15 protein-coding genes are annotated in these 17,232 nt (G+C 65.3%); 3 read left to right on the top strand and 12 right to left on the bottom strand.

Going from position 1 to position 17,232, the window contains the following annotated elements; translation table 11 throughout:
* The first annotated feature begins 207 nt into the window (after positions 1–207).
* Positions 208–1,179, top strand: coding sequence for an L-histidine N(alpha)-methyltransferase (egtD, locus tag AWB66_RS01260; protein WP_087628441.1), 972 nt, complete (start codon positions 208–210; stop codon positions 1,177–1,179).
* Between the two features lie 21 nt (positions 1,180–1,200).
* On the opposite strand, the gene AWB66_RS01255 is transcribed toward egtD, so the two are convergent.
* From AWB66_RS01255 to AWB66_RS01235, 5 genes are all read right to left on the bottom strand, one after another.
* Positions 1,201–1,497 (bottom strand): acylphosphatase, encoded by a 297-nt coding sequence (locus tag AWB66_RS01255; protein ID WP_087628440.1) that lies wholly within the window; start codon positions 1,495–1,497, stop codon positions 1,201–1,203.
* A gap of 104 nt (positions 1,498–1,601) precedes the next feature.
* Positions 1,602–2,741 carry a hybrid sensor histidine kinase/response regulator gene (locus AWB66_RS01250; RefSeq protein WP_087628439.1) on the bottom strand — a complete coding sequence of 380 codons (1,140 nt, stop codon included), beginning with the start codon at positions 2,739–2,741 and terminating at the stop codon, positions 1,602–1,604.
* A complete protein-coding gene (locus AWB66_RS01245; RefSeq protein WP_087628438.1) occupies positions 2,738–3,361 on the bottom strand; it encodes a chemotaxis protein CheB in 624 nt (207 codons plus the stop codon). The genes AWB66_RS01250 and AWB66_RS01245 overlap by 4 nt, the downstream gene beginning before the upstream one ends.
* A gap of 2 nt (positions 3,362–3,363) precedes the next feature.
* A complete protein-coding gene (locus tag AWB66_RS01240; protein ID WP_087628437.1) occupies positions 3,364–4,212 on the bottom strand; it encodes a CheR family methyltransferase in 849 nt (282 codons plus the stop codon).
* Between the two features lie 63 nt (positions 4,213–4,275).
* Positions 4,276–7,464: a response regulator gene (locus tag AWB66_RS01235; RefSeq protein ID WP_087628436.1), complete on the bottom strand. Its 3,189-nt coding sequence runs from the start codon at positions 7,462–7,464 to the stop codon at positions 4,276–4,278.
* A gap of 173 nt (positions 7,465–7,637) precedes the next feature.
* On the opposite strand from AWB66_RS01235, the gene hpnA reads away from it, so the two are divergent.
* Positions 7,638–8,648, top strand: coding sequence for a hopanoid-associated sugar epimerase (gene hpnA / locus AWB66_RS01230; protein WP_087628435.1), 1,011 nt, complete (start codon positions 7,638–7,640; stop codon positions 8,646–8,648).
* 8 nt (positions 8,649–8,656) lie between these two features.
* Here hpnA and AWB66_RS01225 read toward each other — a convergent pair whose 3' ends face one another.
* Positions 8,657–10,738 (bottom strand): tetratricopeptide repeat-containing protein, encoded by a 2,082-nt coding sequence (locus AWB66_RS01225; RefSeq protein ID WP_087628434.1) that lies wholly within the window; start codon positions 10,736–10,738, stop codon positions 8,657–8,659.
* Between the two features lie 140 nt (positions 10,739–10,878).
* Positions 10,879–11,865, bottom strand: coding sequence for a glycosyltransferase family 2 protein (locus tag AWB66_RS01220; RefSeq protein WP_125469634.1), 987 nt, complete (start codon positions 11,863–11,865; stop codon positions 10,879–10,881).
* 369 nt (positions 11,866–12,234) lie between these two features.
* Between AWB66_RS01220 and AWB66_RS01215 the strand changes: the two genes are divergently transcribed.
* Positions 12,235–12,705: a hypothetical protein gene (locus tag AWB66_RS01215; protein ID WP_087628432.1), complete on the top strand. Its 471-nt coding sequence runs from the start codon at positions 12,235–12,237 to the stop codon at positions 12,703–12,705.
* Between the two features lie 48 nt (positions 12,706–12,753).
* On the opposite strand, the gene fdhA is transcribed toward AWB66_RS01215, so the two are convergent.
* The 5 genes from fdhA to AWB66_RS32760 form a co-directional block, all read right to left on the bottom strand.
* Positions 12,754–13,953, bottom strand: a complete 1,200-nt coding sequence (gene fdhA / locus AWB66_RS01210; RefSeq protein WP_087628431.1) for a formaldehyde dehydrogenase, glutathione-independent — start codon at positions 13,951–13,953, stop codon at positions 12,754–12,756.
* Between the two features lie 42 nt (positions 13,954–13,995).
* Positions 13,996–14,280, bottom strand: coding sequence for a hypothetical protein (locus AWB66_RS33935; RefSeq protein WP_200818916.1), 285 nt, complete (start codon positions 14,278–14,280; stop codon positions 13,996–13,998).
* A 154-nt stretch (positions 14,281–14,434) separates the two neighbouring features.
* The gene (locus AWB66_RS01200) at positions 14,435–15,853 is read right to left on the bottom strand and encodes an MFS transporter (RefSeq protein WP_087628429.1); all 1,419 of its coding nucleotides are present in this window, start codon (positions 15,851–15,853) and stop codon (positions 14,435–14,437) included.
* A 62-nt stretch (positions 15,854–15,915) separates the two neighbouring features.
* Positions 15,916–16,851, bottom strand: coding sequence for a hypothetical protein (locus tag AWB66_RS01195; protein WP_159462864.1), 936 nt, complete (start codon positions 16,849–16,851; stop codon positions 15,916–15,918).
* Between the two features lie 155 nt (positions 16,852–17,006).
* On the bottom strand, positions 17,007–17,213 hold the full coding sequence (locus AWB66_RS32760) for a hypothetical protein (RefSeq protein ID WP_125469632.1): 207 nt from the start codon (positions 17,211–17,213) through the stop codon (positions 17,007–17,009).
* Between the last annotated feature and the right edge of the window lie 19 nt (positions 17,214–17,232).

Below are 17,232 nucleotides of genomic sequence, written 5' to 3'. Positions count from 1 at the left end.
GGATGACTTTGGCCGCTCGCCGCGTCGGCATCGCGAGCGGAAATCTTCAGTTTTGCGCGGCAGTCTCACCGCTTCCGCGTTCCGGGAGCCGGCGCCCACGGGCCACCGCTCACGTCTGAACACCCAAGCCGCGCCGCGCCGTGCGCCGGGCAAATCGTCACGATTCGCCCCGCCGGCCGGAGAAAAACGCAGCATCACGGAGACGTCATGATCCAGCCCGCACGATCCCCGCAATTCCCGAGCGCCTTTGCCGAAGCCGTCCACGACGGACTCACGCACCATCCGCAGAAAGAACTGCCGTCGATGTATCTGTATGACGAAGTCGGTTCCGGACTCTTCGAGGTCATCACGTCGCTGCCCGAATACGGCGTGACGCGCGCCGAGGAACGCGTGCTGAAGGACCATGCCGCCGACATCGTCGCGGCCTTGCCGCAGCATGTGAAGGTCGCGGAACTCGGCAGCGGCAGCGGGCGCAAGACGCGTCGCATTCTGGAGGCGCTTTGTAAAAAGCAGCCCACGCATTACTACCCGATTGAAATTTCGCGCACCGCGTTGCAGTTGTGCCATCGCGAACTCGGCGACATCGAACGCATTTCGATCGTCGGCTACGAACGCGATTATCTGGCCGGCCTCGCGGAAGTGAGCGCGAAGCGGCGCGACGGCGAAGCGCTGCTCGTGCTGTTTCTCGGCAGCACGATCGGCAACTTCTCGCGGCTCGCGGCAACGCGCTTCCTGTGCTCGATTCGCGGCATGCTCAAGCCCGGCGACGCGCTCTTGCTCGGCACCGACCTGATGAAGCCGCTGCCGACGTTGATCTCCGCCTACGACGATCCGGTCGGCGTGACCGCCGCGTTCAACCTGAACCTGCTCGCGCGAATCAACCGCGAACTCGACGGTGACTTCCCGCTCGATGCATTCGAGCACGTCGCGCGCTTCAATCCGGATGCGCGCAGCATCGAGATGCATTTGCGCGCGAAGCGAGCGCTCACGGCGCACGTGCGGGCGTCGGACTTGCGCGTGGATTTCAGGGAAGGCGAGACGATCTGGACCGAGAGCAGCCACAAGTACGCGGCTGAAGAAGTCGCGCCGTTTGCCGCCGACGCGGGCTTCGATTGCGCGCATCAATGGCGCGACGACGCCTGGGGATTCGCGGAAAGCCTGCTGGTGGCGCGGTCCTGAACGTCGGCCCGTCGGCCGGGGTCAGTGCTGCTCGAAACGCTCGAAGCGCTTGTCGATGAAGCGCTCTTCGCTGACGAATTCGGTGACGCGGGCATGCGGCGGCCCGCGGCGCAGCCATTCGAGCATCAGGTCGACCTGGTTGGCGGCGCCCTGCACCATCACTTCGACCGAGCCGTCATCGAGATTCGCAACCCAGCCGCGCACGCCGAGCGCGTGCGCGCGCCGCACGGTGTGGTGCCGGAAACCGACGCCCTGCACGATGCCTCGCACATGCACGTAGTAGGTTTCGATTTTCGTGTCGAGATCGGGGCCGGGCATGATGCATTCTCCAGAGTCGTTGCCGCGTAGTCGCGTAGTCGCGTTTCAACGCGGCATTTTAGACAAGGCGCGCGATCCGCGTGCAACCGGCCCCGCCGCCGGGCTCAACTAAGCCTGAACGGCTGCGCCGGCTCCGTGCGTCCCACGCGCGGACGCGGCGCGCGCGGCAGCGTGACTTCGAAGGTCGTGCCGGCGTCGTTGGTCGAGCGCGCCTTCACGCTGCCGCCGTGCATCAGCGCGATCTCGTGCGTGATGTACAGACCGAGCCCGAGCCCGCCCGATTCCTGCTGCGAACGTCCCGAGCGAAACGGCGCGAAGATCGTCGGCAGCACGTCGGCGGGGATTTCGCCCGCGTTCTGCACGCAGATCACGAGTTCGTCGGCCGCGCTGCCGTCGAGCCGCACTTGAATTGCCGAGCCGTCGCGGCCGTGCTGCAACGCGTTGCCGATCAGGTTCGAGAACACTTGCGAGAGCAGATCGCCGTCGCCTTGCAGAAGCGTATCGCCGTCGCGGAAGATGAAGATGCGCCCCTTGCCCACGCGCGCCTCGTATTCGTCGACGATATTGCGCGCGAGCGTCATCAGTTCCACTGGGCGCGGTTGCAGCGTCACGCGGCCGCCGCGCAGGCGCGCGAGGTTGAGCAACTGGTCGACCATGCGCACCATGCGCATGCCGCTCGACTTGATGCGCGTGCCGATGTTCGCGACGTTCTCGTCCTGCACGAAGCGCGACAGATATTCCGCCGACGCGATCACCGCCGACAGCGGCGTGCGCAGATCGTGGCCGAGCACGGCCATCAGCATCTCGTTTGCGTCGAGCAGTTGCTGCACGGTCGAGAGCTGGGCCGCGAGCTGCTGCTTCTGGCGCTCGATCTGGATGAACACGTCCACCTTCGAATTGAGAATGCGCGAATCGAAGGGCTTATAGAGGAAGTCCACCGCGCCCGCTTCGTAGCCGCGAAACGTGCGGCCCGTGTCCTGCGCGGTCGCGGTCAGGAAGATGATCGGCACGCGCGCGGTGCGCGGGCTGCCGCGCATCAGTTCGGCCAGTTCGAAGCCGTCCATGCCGGGCATGTTCACGTCGAGGATCGCGAGCGCGACTTCGTGCTTGAGCAGCAGTTCGAGCGCGGCCGGCCCGGATTCCGCCTTCAGCACCGAGACGTCCGGCCGCGCCAGCGAGGCCTCCAGCGCGGTGATGTTGTTCCGGATGTCGTCGACGATCAGGACGTGGATGGGTTGCGTCATCGGTTGGCTCCAGGTCGCGCGCGCCCGACGCTGGCGGAAAGAAGCGCCGCCATGTCGTCGAGCGTCATTATTTGGTTGGCTGCGCCGTTGGCGATCGCAGCCTGGGGCATCGCGGACGCGCCCGCCGTCGCGGGGTCCTGCACCCAGCAGTGGCCGCCGGCTTCGCGGATGGCGAGCGCGCCGCGCGCGCCGTCGTCGTTCGCGCCCGACAGCACGATGCCGAGCAGCGCGCTCTTGTAGGCATACGCGGCCGATTCGAACAGCACGTCCACCGACGGCCGCGAAAAGCGCACGGGCGGGTCGATGGAGAGCGCGATCGTCCGGTCCGGTTCGACCAGCATGTGATAGCCGGGCGGCGCCACGTAGACGGTGCCCGGTTCGATCGCGTCCTTGTCGTTCGGCTCCGCCACGGCGAGCCTGCAACGCGAGGCGAAGAGTTCCGGCAGGAGGCTCGGCACGTCGGCGCGCATGTGAACGACGACGAACATCGCCGCGCCGAAGTCGGCCGGCAGATCGGGCAGCAGGCGGTTGAGCGCCTCGATGCCGCCCGCCGACGCACCGATCACCACGGCCTCGACCGAGGCGGGATCGAAAGCGGACGCTTCGGATGTCGGGCTCATCGCTACACCTTCTGGTAAATGCGTTCGCGGGCGTTGAACTCGGCGAAGTTCGCGGCGTGCGTGGAAAAGCGCAGGCTCTCCTTGCTGCCGAGGCCGAGAAACCCACGCCGCACGAGCGATTCGCTGAAGAGCCCGAGCGCGCGGTCTTGCAGCGCGCGGTCGAAATAGATCAGCACGTTGCGGCACGACACGAGATGCGCTTCGAGGAACACGCTGTCCGTGGCAAGGCTGTGGTCCGCGAACACGACGCGCGACTTGAGCGTCTGCGAGAACTTCGCCGCGCCGTATGCCGCGTGGTAGTAGTCCGACAGCGAGCGCTTGCCGCCCGCGGCCAGATAATTCTGGCTGAAGCCCGCCAGCCGGTCGAGCGGATAGATCCCGCTTTCGGCCTGACGTAGCGCATCGGCGTTGATGTCGGTGGCGTAGAACACGGTGCGATCGGCGATCTTCTCTTCGGCGAAAAGCACCGCGAGCGACCACAGTTCCTCGCCGCTGCTGCACCCGGCGACCCAGACCTTGATCGACGGATAGGTCTGCAGAATCGGCACGACCTGTTCGCGGATGGCGCGGAAGTAATGCGGGTCGCGGAACATTTCGCTCACCTGCACCGTGAGGTACTGGAACAGGCGCGCGAAAAGCGCGGGATCGCGCAGGATGCGCTCCTGCAATTGCGAAAGCGTGGGAATGCCGAGGTCCGCGAGCGCCTGCGTGAGGCGCCGCCGCACCGAACTGACCGAATAGTGCCGGAAGTCGTGCTGATAGCGCAGGTAGATCGCCTCCAGCACGAGCTTCAGCTCGATGTCGAATGTGGACGGGGTCGTCGTTGCTTCGGACGGATGGTTTTCTGACACTGGATTGATCGCTGGCGTTCGGGATGGGATTGAGGTCGATTGTCCGGCAAACACCCGCGAGCGTCAGCGCAACCAGACCCGACACAGCGAGACCAGCTTGTCGACGTCGATCGGTTTGGAAATATAGTCATCGGCGCCGGCTTCCAGACACTTCTGCCGATCCGAAGGCATCGCCTTCGCGGTCAGCGCAATGATGGGCAAACGTGCGTGCTCCGGCTGCTTGCGGATTTCGGTCATCGCAGTCAGCCCGTCCATCTCCGGCATCATGATATCCATCAGCACCAGATCGATAGCCGGATGCCGCGCGAGCGCTTCGAGCGCCTCGCGTCCGTTGCGCGCGATTTCCAGCTTCGCGCCGAGCGGTTCGATCACATGCGACAGCGCGAAAATATTGCGCACGTCGTCTTCGGCGAGAAGAATCGTGCGTCCCTCGAAGACGTCGTCGCGCTGGCGCGCCGCGCGCAGCATCCGCTGCTGCTCCGGCGGCAGCGCGCTCTCGACGCTGTGCAGGAAGAGCGTCACCTCGTCGAGCAAACGCTCCGGCGACTTCGCACCCTTGATGATGATCGATTTCGAATATCGCCGCAGACGCTGCTCCTCGTCCTGCGACAGCACCCGCCCCGTATAGACGATCACCGGCGGCGACGCGTGCTCGCCGCTCGTCGAGACGCGCTCCAGCAATTCGTAACCCGAGCCGTCCGGCAGCGCGAGGTCCATCACGACGCAATCGAACGTCGCGCGCGCCATCTCGTCGAGCGCGCCCGCGACCGTGCCCGCTTCGACAATCTCCACCGTCTCGCTCGCGAGCAGCGCATGAACGCTCTCGCGCAGCACCGGATCGTCCTCGACCACCAGCACGCGCCGCATGCCCTGCGCGGAACGCGCCTCCAGCTTGCGGATCGCGCCCGCGAGCGTCTCGCGCGCGCTCGGCTTGAGCGTATAGCCGATCGCCCCGAGATGCAGCGCGACGTCGGCGTGATCGGTCGCGGACACGATGTGGATCGGAATGTGGCGCGTGAGCGGATCGTGCTTCAGCCATTCGAGCACCGTCAGGCCGGACTGGTCCGGCAGGCCGACGTCGAGCAGAATGCCGCTCGGCTGCAGATCGCGCGCGAGTTCCACGCCTTGCGTCGCCGTGGTCGCGTGCACGCAGTCGAAGTCGAGCTCGTGCGACAGATCGTAGAGGATGTTGGCGAACGGCAGATCGTCTTCGATCACGAGGATCACGCGGTCCGGACGCTGGAGATTCGCGCGGTCGTCGGCGATCGGGCTCGGCGCGGGGGTCGCCTGCGCGGGCGCCTTTGCCGGCGGCGCCGTCCACGCCGCCGCCTCACGCACCGGCGCGGCCTGCACTGGCGCAGGCGCCATCGCCGCGAGCGCCGAGACGGGCGCGGACTGCATGACGCCGGCCGCCGGCTGCATCGGATTGCCGATGGTGTCGACCTTCGCGGTCACGGTGCCTGAGCGCGCCTCGATCGGCAGCGTCACGGAAAACACGCTGCCCTTGCCGACTTCGCTCGACACCTTCACCGAACCGCCCAAAAGCCGCGAGAACTCGCGCGAGATCGAGAGGCCGAGGCCGCTGCCGCCGTATTTGCGGCTCGTGGTGCCGTCGGCTTGCTGGAATGCCTGGAAGATCAGTTCCTGCTTCTCGGCCGCGATGCCGATGCCCGTATCGCGCACGTCGAAGCGCAGGGCGTTGTCGCCCGCCATCTCGACCGCCACGCTCACCTGGCCGCGCTCGGTGAACTTGAACGCGTTCGACAGCAGATTGCGCAGCACTTGCAGGAGGCGCTGATTGTCGGTGACGAAATATTGCGGCACGCCCGCGCCGTGCCCGGTCACGAACTCGACGCCCTTGTTCTGCGCGATCGGCGCGAACGACTGCCTGAGCGACTGCAGGATCGAATCGACGGCGACGGGCGCGAACTGCACGTCCATCTGCCCGGCCTCCACCTTCGAAAGATCGAGGATGTCGTTGATGAGCGCGAGCAGATCGCTGTTCGACGAATGGATCGTCGCGGCGTAGCGCACTTGCTCGTCGGTCAGGTTGCCGTGCTTGTTGTCCTGCAGAAGCTTCGCGAGAATCAGCGAACTGTTGAGCGGCGTGCGCAACTCGTGCGACATGTTCGCGAGGAACTCGGACTTGTACTGGCTCGCGCGTTCGAGCGTGAGCGCGTTCGCAGACAGTTCCTGCTGCGCCCGCAGCAGCTCCGCCTTCTGGCGCTCCAGATGCTGCGTGTGCTCTTCGAGCTGCACGTTGGTCTGTTCGAGCTCGGCGGCCTGCGTTTCGAGCCGCGCCTGCGAATCGAGCAGCGCGCGCCCGCGCTCTTCCAGTTCCTCGTTCGACACGCGCAGTTCTTCCTGCTGAACCTGCAGTTCCTCGCTCTGACGCTGCGTTTCTTCGAGCAGCTCGACGAGCCGCGAGCGGTAACGCGCGGAGCGCAGCGCCATGCCCATACTTTCCGACGCCATCTCCAGCACTTCGCGCGTATCGTCGAAACGGTTGTCGTCGCCGAAAAAGCCCACTTCGATCACGCCCGCCAGGTCGCCATCCGCGAAGAGCGGCGCCATCACGACCTTCGACGCGCTCGCCGAGCCGAGCGCCGAGCCCGCCCTGAGATAATGGCCCGAGGCGTCGCGCAATTCGAGCGCGCGCTTCTCGTCGATCATCTGGCCGGCGAGTCCGACGCCACGCTTGATCGTGCGCGGTGCGGCGTCTTCGCCTGGCAGCGCCCACGACGCGATGCGCGTGAGTTCGTCGCCGTCGAGCCCGTAGATCACGCCGACTTTCGCATTGACGTACGGCACGAGGGAACGCAGGATGCTCGCGCCGATCGAAGCAGGCGACTGCTCGCCGCGCATCTGCAAACCGATCTGCGCGACGCCGTGCTGGAGCCACGCGATGCGTTGTACGCTCAGCCGCGATTTGATATAGAGGTAGGCCACCGCGCCCAGCACGATCAGCACGAAGATGCCCATCGCGCGGTTGATCGACAGCACGTCGGTGTTGGCGGCGGCACTGCTGTTCGAGAGCACATAGCCCGCGACGATCAGCACGGAAGCGGCGCTCGCGGTCGCGACCGGCACGATCGGGCGATCGGTCCACATGCACATCACGACCGGCAGGACGTAGAACACCCAGATCGCGACGCGCATCGGCGTGAGCCAGTCGATCATGAAGACCGTGACGAGCAGGATCGAAATGGCGAAGTAGAGCCAGACGGATAGGTTTCGACTGTCTTTGGACATAGGCTGTTGGCTTTTTGTTTGGGACCGCGCGCATGGCCCGGAAGCGGCAGGCACGGACCATAGCACGTCCCGCAAGTCGTTGTCACACGTGGGTCCGCGGGCGTTTCAACCGGCGCCGCAGGCCCGCACAAGTTACCCGCGCACCATTCGCGGAAGGCACAGAAGAGGAAAGAATGACCGATTTTTCATGGGGCCGCGTGCTCGTCACCGGCGCGTCCGGATTCGTCGGATCGGCGGTCGCGCGGATCGCCGTCGAGCGCGGTTTCGACGTGCGCGTGCTGATGCGCACGACCAGTTCGCGGCAGAACATCGAGGCGCTCGACGCCGAAGTCGTGCTCGGCGACATGCGCGACGAAGCGTCGATGCGCGCCGCGTTGAAGGGCGTGCGCTTCCTGTTTCACGTCGCAGCCGACTACCGCATCTGGGCGCCGGACCCGCGCGAGATCGAGCGCACGAACCTCACCGGCACCGAAGCCACGATGCGCGCGGCGCTGGCCGAGGGCGTCGAGCGCATCGTGTACACGAGCAGCGTCGCGACGCTAAAGGTGACGAGCGCGGGCGTGATAGTCGACGAGACGAAGCCCGCCGACCCGAGCCAGACCATCGGCGCGTACAAGCGCAGCAAGGTGCTGGCCGAGCGCGCGGTGGAGCGGATGGTCGCGAACGACCGGCTGCCGGCCGTGATCGTGAATCCGTCGACGCCGATCGGCCCGCGCGACGTCAAGCCGACGCCGACCGGGCGCATCATCGTCGAGGCCGCGACGGGCAAGATTCCCGCGTTCGTCGACACGGGCCTGAATCTCGTGCACGTCGACGACGTCGCGGCGGGCCATTTCCTCGCGCTCGAACGCGGCGTGATCGGCGAGCGCTACATCCTCGGCGGCGAGAACCTGCCGTTGCAGCAGATGCTCGCCGACATCGCCGCAATCGCGGGCCGCAAGCCGCCGACCATCAGATTGCCGCGCGGCCCGCTCTATCCGCTCGCCGTCGGCGCGGAGATGGTCGCGAAGTTCACCGGACGCGAGCCGCTCGTGACCATCGACGCGTTGCGCATGTCGAAGAACAAGATGTACTTCACGTCCGCGAAAGCCGAACGCGATCTGGGCTATCGCGCGCGGCCGTATCGCGAAGGCCTGCGCGACGCGCTCGACTGGTTCCGGACCCACGGCTATCTCACTCGCTGACGCAGGCCTCAGGCGAGTCCGAACACGGTCTTGCTGTCGATCACGTCGACTTCGACCCCGATCTCTTCCGCGAGATCGACGAGCCGCTTGGTGACACCGGAGTCGTCGCCCGCGGGGTCCTTGTCCCACAGCAGGATCATCGTCACGCGGTCCGGGCCGAAGGCGAGCGCGTTGAACAGCATCCAGGCGCTGTTCCGGTGCCAGACGTCGTAGGGCGGCTGTTGTGCGAACCATTTGGGCAGGCCCGCTTGCGGATCGGCGTCCGGATCGAGGTCCTGCAACACGCGGCACGCCTCGCCGCGCTCGTCGAGCAGCGTGTAGAAGCGGCTGGCCCAGTCGTCGTCGGCGGGATTCACCGCCACATTCGTGAAGTACGCCGACGGCCGGGCGAGATACAGCCATGTCGCGATACCGCTTGCCTTGCAGGCTTCGTGAAAGAGGATGTCGCCGCCGCTGCGCCCGCTTGCCATTCCGAGTGCCACGCCGCCCGGGCGCGCGCGCACGCGCTGCAATCTCGTATCGATGGCCTGCGCCGCCGCCTGCTTCGCCTCCGGCGTGCGCGGAAAGCGCGGATTTTGCCGGCCGGATGAATCGACGCAATGGCCCGCGAAGAGCACGATCCGGCCGCGTGCGCTGGCCGGCGCCCCGGCTTGAGCTTTCACGACGGGCGGAAAAGCGGCCAGTCCCGCGGCGACGTTGTCGTTCAGCACGCCGACCGTTTGCAACAAGTTGAGCTGCGCCCGCGCGGAATCGATCGCGAACGGAAAAGCGTCCCTGTACTTTTCGATGACCTGCCGGTAGCCCAGCCCGACCTTTCGCGGATCGCTGCTGACGAGGCAGCGCAGATCGGCGGCGGTGAAGGCGCGCCAGACGGCGTTTTGCTCTGCTTCGAACTCGTCCGCGCTTTCGAGCGCGAGCGCGACGCCGGCCTTCAGGCACTCGATCCTCTCCTTCACGCGATTGAGTTCCCGCGACGCCATCTCGCCCGGTTCGAAGGTGTCGTCGTCGGGTTGACCGAGTTCCCACTGCTGCGGATAACGCTCTGCGAGTTCGCGCCGGATCACCGTGAGCGCAAGCGCGTTGATCGCCGAATAGTAATGGTTGCGGTCCGCCCTGAAGCCTTCCTCGTAGGCCTTGAGCGAATCGGCGAAGAGCGCCGACTCCAGCGTGCTCTCCGGCGGCGAAGCCTTGAGCGATTCCAGCCATTGCACCTTCAGGTTGCTCCCGAGCAGCGCCTGCTCTTCGGCACGCAGTTTAGGCGCGAGATCGGTGCGCGCCCGAATGCGTTCGACCGCATCGTTCGACGCGTTGTAGTTGCCGAGCTTCTGATAGATCGTGCTCAACTTCAGGTTCGCTTCGAGGTCGGATTCGTCGTTGCGAAGGATCGCCTCCCAGGTCGCCCGCGCGCCCACGTGCCGTTTATGATCGAACTGCTTGCGGCCGATCAGGCGCAAGCCCGCCCGCGCCCACGGAAACGAGCGCGCTTCGCGGGCCAGCAGCGCGAGGTCGCCCCAGTAGAGATCGCGGGTATCGGTTCCGGCGTACTTGCTCGCCCGATCGATGGCGCGATCGGCGCATTCCTTGAAGCCGACCGGCACCGCGAGGAAGTCGTCCGGCGAGGGCGCGCGAAGTTTCGGCAGAAGCTTGAAGACGGGGCTGTCCGACGCCGATGAGGCCGAGCCCTGACTGATCGCCGCGACGAGTTTGCCGAGCGCCTCGGCCGGATTGCCGATCGGGTACGCCACGTAGCGATCGGTCAGCAAGTCGAAGGGCACGGCGTCGGGCGCCAGCTCGGCAAGCTCGCCGCCGACGCCGCGCAAGAGCACCGTGATCCGGTCGCGCAACGCGTGGCGGATGCCGAGTTCGTAGTAGACGTTCGCGTTGTGCAGGGTGACGTCCGCGATGACGATGTCGGCGGTCAGCAGCAGCTCGAACATCGACTCGCGGATGTTGCCGGGGCTCATGATTTCCGAGGTCGTCCGGCCTTCTATGCCGCATTGCGTCAGCGCGGCACCAATAAGCGTCTCGCCGACATGGTCGAAGTCCATTCCACGCTTCGTGCCGAAGGGGCGAACGATGAATGCGCGCATATCGTGTACTCCTTTGCCCGCCGACGCCCGGTGTCGGGATCGGGCGGTTCGATCGTTGCGGCGGGCGAGCGACTCGCCTCGGCAGTAATCTAGTCAAGGAATACCCGTTGCCTCAGACAATCGTTATGCGCGATGCGCCTTCACGCCGCCCGCAGCACGAACCGCTTCACGATCTGCTTCGCCTGAAACACGCGCCGGTCCAGGAACAGCTTGCGGCGATACTTGACGACCGGCGGCAACGTCCGCCCCGCCGCATGCTCGCGATATTTGTCCGCGACGCTGCGCACGCGCGCTTCCGCCTCCCGCTGATCCTTGCCAGGCGTCTTCGACGCCTCCAGGCACATGTAGCGAAACGCCTTGTCGAAGATCGTCAGCCAGTAGGCTTCGTTCGGCTTGTCTGCGTCGCTGCGTTCGAGCGCTTCTTCCGCGCAGAGGCCGAGGCAGTGCACGGTGAAACTGCTCGCCCGATAAGTAATGCTGTCGCGCCGGCGCCGGTAGATATAAAGCTCTTCCGGCACGCGATACAGGCTGCGCGCCTTCGTATAGATGCCGGGAATGACCGCGAAATCCTCGTACACGCGGCCGGGCGGAAAAGGCACGCCGTCCCACAGTTCGCGGCGATACACGCGCGCAAACGCGAAGTTCTGGCAGACGCTGGCGAATTCCATCAGCGCGACCGTACCGCCCGGCGTGAAGCCCGAAGCCCCCGGCGGCAGCAGCTTGAGATGATCGACGAGTTCGCCTTCGAGATTCATCACGCGAACATCGAATTCGATGATGTCGGCCGCCTGCTGCTCGACCAGCGGCAGGACGATCTTGCAGAAATCGGGGTGCAGCAGGTCGTCGGCATCGAGATAGCCGATGTAGGGCGTCGTCACCGCCGCGATGCCGACATTGCGCGCGACGCTCAGCCCGCCGTTCTTCTGCCGGATCACCTTGATGTCCTTGTCGGCATGGCGGGCGCGGACTTCCTCGATGCGCTCGAAGGTCGAATCGGTGGCGCCGTCGTCGACGATGATGAGTTCGACCTCCGCCGCCCTCGGTTGCGAAAGAAGCGAATCGAGCGCGGCGGTGATGAATCCCTCGACGTTGTAGGCCGGCACGACAACTGACATGAGCTTGGGCAATCTCGGTCTCCGGTCGACGCATCTTCCCGGCCGGCATGCCCTTTTTCGTGCCAGTTGTTTCGTGCAGGGCTGCAACAGGAAAGCATGCGGGTTGGATTGATGACCAGAAAAGGCTAACGGATCAGAATGGCGCCCATTGTGCGACTACGCACAGACAGCCGGATTTCCCGAGAGGCAAAACCGGGGCCCGACCGATCGCGGGGAGACTGTCGGCGCAATGCTCGGTAGTTCTGCCCTGACGGCGCGTATTGACTGCCTCGGATCAAGGCGCTACGCGCATTTTGTTACAACGTGTACGGACGACGCGAGGATGCAGCGGTTAAAATCGCGGCCTTGGATAGCACGGCACACGAGACGCAAGGCAACCGCATGAAACTAGAAGACCAGCTCGGCACACTGGAATCGAGCCTCGACGAACTCCTTCAGGCCGCCAGTACGCCTGTCGATACCGAATCCGCCGGTCCCGCCGCACAAACCGAAGCGGCCAACGCACCCGCCGAAAGCGCGGTCGACGAAAAGCCGATGCTGAACGTGTCGCGCCCGGACCGCGATGCAATCGAAATGTCGATCGGCGGACAGTCGGTGCTGCTCAATCCCGAGGGCGTGTCGCGCCTGATCGAGGAACTCGCGAACGCGCGCGCTTCGATGACGGTGGAACAGCCCGGCGGCCTCGCGCCGGGCTGGCGTTTCGCCGCCACGCGCAATCCGGCCATGGCGACGCAGAAGCAGTCGAACGGCGACCGTCTGCTCGTGCTGCGTCATACCGGCCACGGCTGGGTGCCGTTCACGTTCTCGCCCGATACGGTCATCGAAATGTATGCGATGCTGACCAAGCGCTAACACGCGCGTTCAAGCGGGCCGCCGTGAACGCGGCCGCCCGCGCGCCGCTCAGGCGGCTTTCAGCAGCCCGTGCGGATCAATGACGAACTTGCGCGGCGCGCCGCCATCGAACTTCCGGTAGCCTTCCGGCGCTTCATCGAGCGACACCACCGACACATTCACGATATCCGCGATCGGCAGCCGGTCCCACAGGATCGCCTGCATCAGGTTGTGGTTGTACTTCATCACGGGCGTCTGTCCCGTATGGAACGAATGCGACTTGGCCCAGCCGAGTCCGAAGCGAATGCTCAGGCTTCCCTTGCGCGCGGCGGCGTCGGCGGCGCCCGGATCGTCGGTGACGTAAAGGCCCGGAATGCCGATCGCGCCCGCTGCGCGCGTGATTTCCATCAGCGAATTGAGCACGGTCGCGGGCGCTTCCTCGTTGTGTCCGCTGCTGCCGTGGCCGTGCGCCTCGAAGCCGACGCAATCCACCGCGCAATCCACTTCCGGCTTGCCGAGAATCTGCTCGATCTGCTCGCCGAGCGTCGCGTCCTTCGAAAGGTCGATGGTCTCGAAGCCCATCTTGCGCGCGTGCGCGAGACGCTCCTCGTTCATGTCGCCGACGATCGTGCACGCCGCGCCGAGCAGACGCGCCGAAGCCGCCGCCGCCATGCCGACCGGCCCCGCGCCCGCGATATAGACGGTCGCGCCCGGCTTCACGCCCGCCATCACCGCTCCGTGATAGCCCGTCGGCAGGATGTCGGAAAGGCACGTCAGGTCGCGGATCTTCGACATCGCCTGCGCGCGGTCGGGAAACTTCAGGAGATTGAAATCGGCATACGGGACCAACACGTATTCGGCCTGTCCGCCGATCCAGCCGCCCATGTCGACATAGCCATACGCGCCGCCCGCCCGCGACGGATTCACGTTCAGGCACACGCCGGTGTGCTGCGCCTTGCACGTCGGGCAACGTCCGCACGCGACGTTGAACGGCACGGACACCAGATCGCCGATGGCGAGCGTTTCCACATCTCGGCCGATTTCGATCACTTCGCCGGTGATTTCATGCCCGAGCACGAGGCCGACTTCGGCCGTGGTCCGGCCGCGCACCATGTGCTGGTCGGAGCCGCAGATATTGGTGCTGACAACCTTCAAAATGACGCCGTGGCCGATGTCGCGGCCACGCGGATCGACCATCTTCGGATAGTCGATCGACTGCACTTCCACCTTGCCCTGCCCTAGATACACGACGCCGCGATTGCTGCTCATTGTTCGTCTCCATGTCTCGTGGACGGCCGGCACGACTTCACGTCACGCCCCGTTCAACGAGCGTAGCGCCGCATGCACCCTGAGAGGTACGCCCAACGCGACACGGGTTTGAACGATTGCGACACGCGCGATCCGCCGCGCGCAGTTGATCGACGCCGCGCTTTTGACCATCGACCAGGTCTCAAAGCGGCGATGGGTCTCGCCAACGATTACATCGACCACGTGCTCGAAGCGCGCCGCTGAGTCGAGCCACCGAATCGCTGTGCGCTCGACACCTATCGCGGACGCGAGCTGCATCCGGGCGCCGAACTCACGACCGACGATCATGCTCGCCGAGAAAATCGCGGATCGCATTCGCGGACGCGAAGCGCTCGCCCGCGTTCAGACGCCCTACTTCGTCGCGAACGGCGCGAAGGCGAGGAAGAAGGAGTTCGCTGTAATCTGAATGTCGAAAGAGCCGCTGACGAAGCGGCTCCTTGCCTTACTCGCGCACGGGTCTCAGCACGCCGCTCGCATCGGACTCGACCGCTTCCGATACGAGCGTCTCCAGCGCGAGTCCGCGTGTCTCGATGCCGAGCACCCACACCGCTGCCGCCGCGATCACGAAGCAGAGCGCGCCGAGCGAGAACACGCCGCCCTGCCCGAACACGGGCAACACGACGCCCACCACATACGGTCCGATCAGCGAACCCACGCGGCCGATCGCTGACGCGAAGCCGGACCCCGTCGCGCGTGCGCCGGTGCCGTACAGCTCCGGCGTGTAGGTGTAGAGCACGGCCCACATCGCAAAGAGGAAGAACTGCATCGCGAGGCCCGCGCAGATGAGGAGCGTCGGCGTTTCCGCATGCAAGGCGGTCTGTCCGTACACGTAGGCCATCACGCCGCTGCCGACGAGCGACGCGATACAGGTCGGCTTGCGTCCCCAGCGTTCGACGAGCCACGCCGCGCAGAGAAAACCGGGCACGCCGCCGAGCGAGATCAGGACCGTGTAGAGCACCGACTTCGTCACGGCGAAGCCCGCCTGCTGCATCAGCGCGCCGAGCCAGGACGTGAGGCCGTAGAAGCCGAGCAGCGCGAAGAACCACAGCATCCACACCATGACCGTGCGCCGCCGATACGCCGCGCTCCAGATCTCGCGGAACGCGCCGGTGCCTTTCGGCGCGTGCGGTTCGCTCAGCATCGCGGGTGCGGGCAGCTCACGCACGCCGCGCGCTTTCATCACCTTCGCTTCGATTTCAGCGAGCACCTTGTCCGCTTCGGCGAGACGTCCGCGATGTTCGAGCCAGCGCGGCGACTCCGGCACGACGCGCCGCACGATCAGCACGAACACGGCCGGGATGGCGAGCAGCGCGAACTCGGTGCGCCAGCCGAACTGCGGCAGCACGAAGTACGAGACCACGCCCGACGCGATGAAGCCGAGCGGCCAGAAGCCGTCCATCAACGCGATGAGCCGTCCGCGCGAGGCGGCGGGCACGAACTCGGAAAGCAGCGTTTGCGCGATCGGAAACTCCATGCCCATGCCGACGCCGAGCAGTACGCGATAGAAGATCAGCGCTTCGACGCTATGCGCGGTCGAACAGAGATACGACGCGAGGCCCCACAGGACCATGCTCCACTGGAACACGGGGCGGCGTCCGAAGCGATCCGCGAGCAGGCCCGCGACCGCCGCGCCGATCACCATGCCGAAGAAGCTCGCGCTCGCGACAAGGCCGGCGGTCGCGGTGGACAAGCCGAACTCCGTCTTGATCGAACCGAGGACGAAGGTCATCGTGCCGAGGTCGACGGAATCGAAGAAGAACGCGATGGCGATGATGATGAAGATGGTGCGGTGATAGCCTGATAACGGCAGGCGTTCGAGTCGGGCAGCAGCGCTTGCGCGCGGCGGGACGGCAGTTGACATGGCTTTTTCCTTTTGCGGACGCGCGCCGCGGACAAGTTGGGCCTGTTCAGTAGATGCCGACATTAAAGGAGGTGATGGAAGAAATGCGTCGCCGGCTGGTGTTCATGCGACATCAACGGAGGCCTGAGCTTGCCCGAAGCTCCTGCACGTAATCGATCGAGTCGATCCCATCGTTGCCTTGGTCTCCCACCCGGTTCCCGTTCAGGTAGTAGTCGTTGTGGCTTGCGGTCCCCCGCCGCACCCGTGATCCGCCCGTTCACATCGTAGTTGTAGTACGTCGTCGCCGCCTTCCACCCCGGCGCGTCGTAGCCGAACTGCACAGCTTCGCCGCCCGCCGGTCCCGCTACGATGTGCACGCTCGTGTCGTTCGGATCGCTTGCCCGCTCGCCCGAGAGCGTGCCCATCGACACCGTGAAGCGGTTCAGCGCGTCGTACTCGTACCAGTAGTCCTGCGTCTTCTGGTGATACCCCACCATGTCCGTGTACGACGCCACCATCCGCCGGCGATTGCCCACCGCGTCGTACTCGTAGCTCACCTGGTAGCTGTTGTCGCTGATCGACACCACCCGGTTCAGCGCGTCGTACTCCACCCGCGACTGCGCGAACACGTACGAGTCACCGAAGTTCGTGAAGTACTCCGCCGTGCGGTTGCCGTCTCCGTCGTACTCGTACAGCGACTGCGTCTTCGTCGCGTTGTCCACCATCGAGCGCACCAGACCGTGCGAGTAGTACGTGTAGTCCACGTCCTGCCCCGCCGTGCTCGTCTGCTTGGTCACCAGCCCCGCCCAGTTGTACGTGTAGCGGTACACGTGGCCGCCCAGGTCCGTGTGCTTGCCCACCCGCCCGTACAGATCCTGCTCGTCCGCCATCGTGCGGCCGTTCGCATCAGTGGTCGTCTTGATCCACCCGCCGCTCAACGATGTGCCGATCGAGGCGATACCGCTCGCCCACTTGTAGTCGTACTGCACCGCGCGGCCCGCCGCGCTCACCGTTCTCACGATGCGCCCCGCCGCGTCGTAGAACGTCTTCTCGCGTCCGCCCAGTGCGTTGGTGCGCGATACGCCGGTCCAGCTCGTCGTATTCGTAGCGATCGATGCTGCGCTGGCCGTCGGCGAGCACCGGACGGCGCCTCCTTATGGCTGAACCTGCTGAATTACCCCAACTTTACGATACGAACTCCTAAATTTTTCAACCGATCGAGCACAGCGGCAGCTAACTGCGGGTCGTTAATTGGCAGATCAAATTCACGGCCTTCTGCGTTCCTATAACAAAGAATTTCCGACACCGGAGTTTGCTCGATGAAGTAGTTTTCCAGTTTCAGTCCTCCGCCGAACAAGAAATTGTCAGCGGTAGTTTTCAAATTTATCTCGTCCATTCTC

This window comes from Caballeronia telluris (genome assembly GCF_001544495.1).
Classification (GTDB): domain Bacteria; phylum Pseudomonadota; class Gammaproteobacteria; order Burkholderiales; family Burkholderiaceae; genus Caballeronia; species Caballeronia telluris.
Note: the sequence above shows the minus strand (reverse complement) of the source record. Positions and strands in the feature narration are given on the sequence as shown.

What these genes read in the sequence shown, in the direction of transcription:
- egtD (WP_087628441.1), top strand. Translation starts at nt 208, where the DNA reads ATGATCCAGCCCGCACGATCCCCGCAATTCCCGAGCGCCTTTGCCGAA.
- AWB66_RS01255 (WP_087628440.1), bottom strand. Translation starts at nt 1,497, where the DNA reads ATGCCCGGCCCCGATCTCGACACGAAAATCGAAACCTACTACGTGCAT.
- AWB66_RS01250 (WP_087628439.1), bottom strand. Translation starts at nt 2,741, where the DNA reads ATGACGCAACCCATCCACGTCCTGATCGTCGACGACATCCGGAACAAC.
- AWB66_RS01245 (WP_087628438.1), bottom strand. Translation starts at nt 3,361, where the DNA reads ATGAGCCCGACATCCGAAGCGTCCGCTTTCGATCCCGCCTCGGTCGAG.
- AWB66_RS01235 (WP_087628436.1), bottom strand. Translation starts at nt 7,464, where the DNA reads ATGTCCAAAGACAGTCGAAACCTATCCGTCTGGCTCTACTTCGCCATT.
- hpnA (WP_087628435.1), top strand. Translation starts at nt 7,638, where the DNA reads ATGACCGATTTTTCATGGGGCCGCGTGCTCGTCACCGGCGCGTCCGGA.
- AWB66_RS01225 (WP_087628434.1), bottom strand. Translation starts at nt 10,738, where the DNA reads ATGCGCGCATTCATCGTTCGCCCCTTCGGCACGAAGCGTGGAATGGAC.
- AWB66_RS01215 (WP_087628432.1), top strand. Translation starts at nt 12,235, where the DNA reads ATGAAACTAGAAGACCAGCTCGGCACACTGGAATCGAGCCTCGACGAA.
- fdhA (WP_087628431.1), bottom strand. Translation starts at nt 13,953, where the DNA reads ATGAGCAGCAATCGCGGCGTCGTGTATCTAGGGCAGGGCAAGGTGGAA.
- AWB66_RS33935 (WP_200818916.1), bottom strand. Translation starts at nt 14,280, where the DNA reads ATGATCGTCGGTCGTGAGTTCGGCGCCCGGATGCAGCTCGCGTCCGCG.
- AWB66_RS01200 (WP_087628429.1), bottom strand. Translation starts at nt 15,853, where the DNA reads ATGTCAACTGCCGTCCCGCCGCGCGCAAGCGCTGCTGCCCGACTCGAA.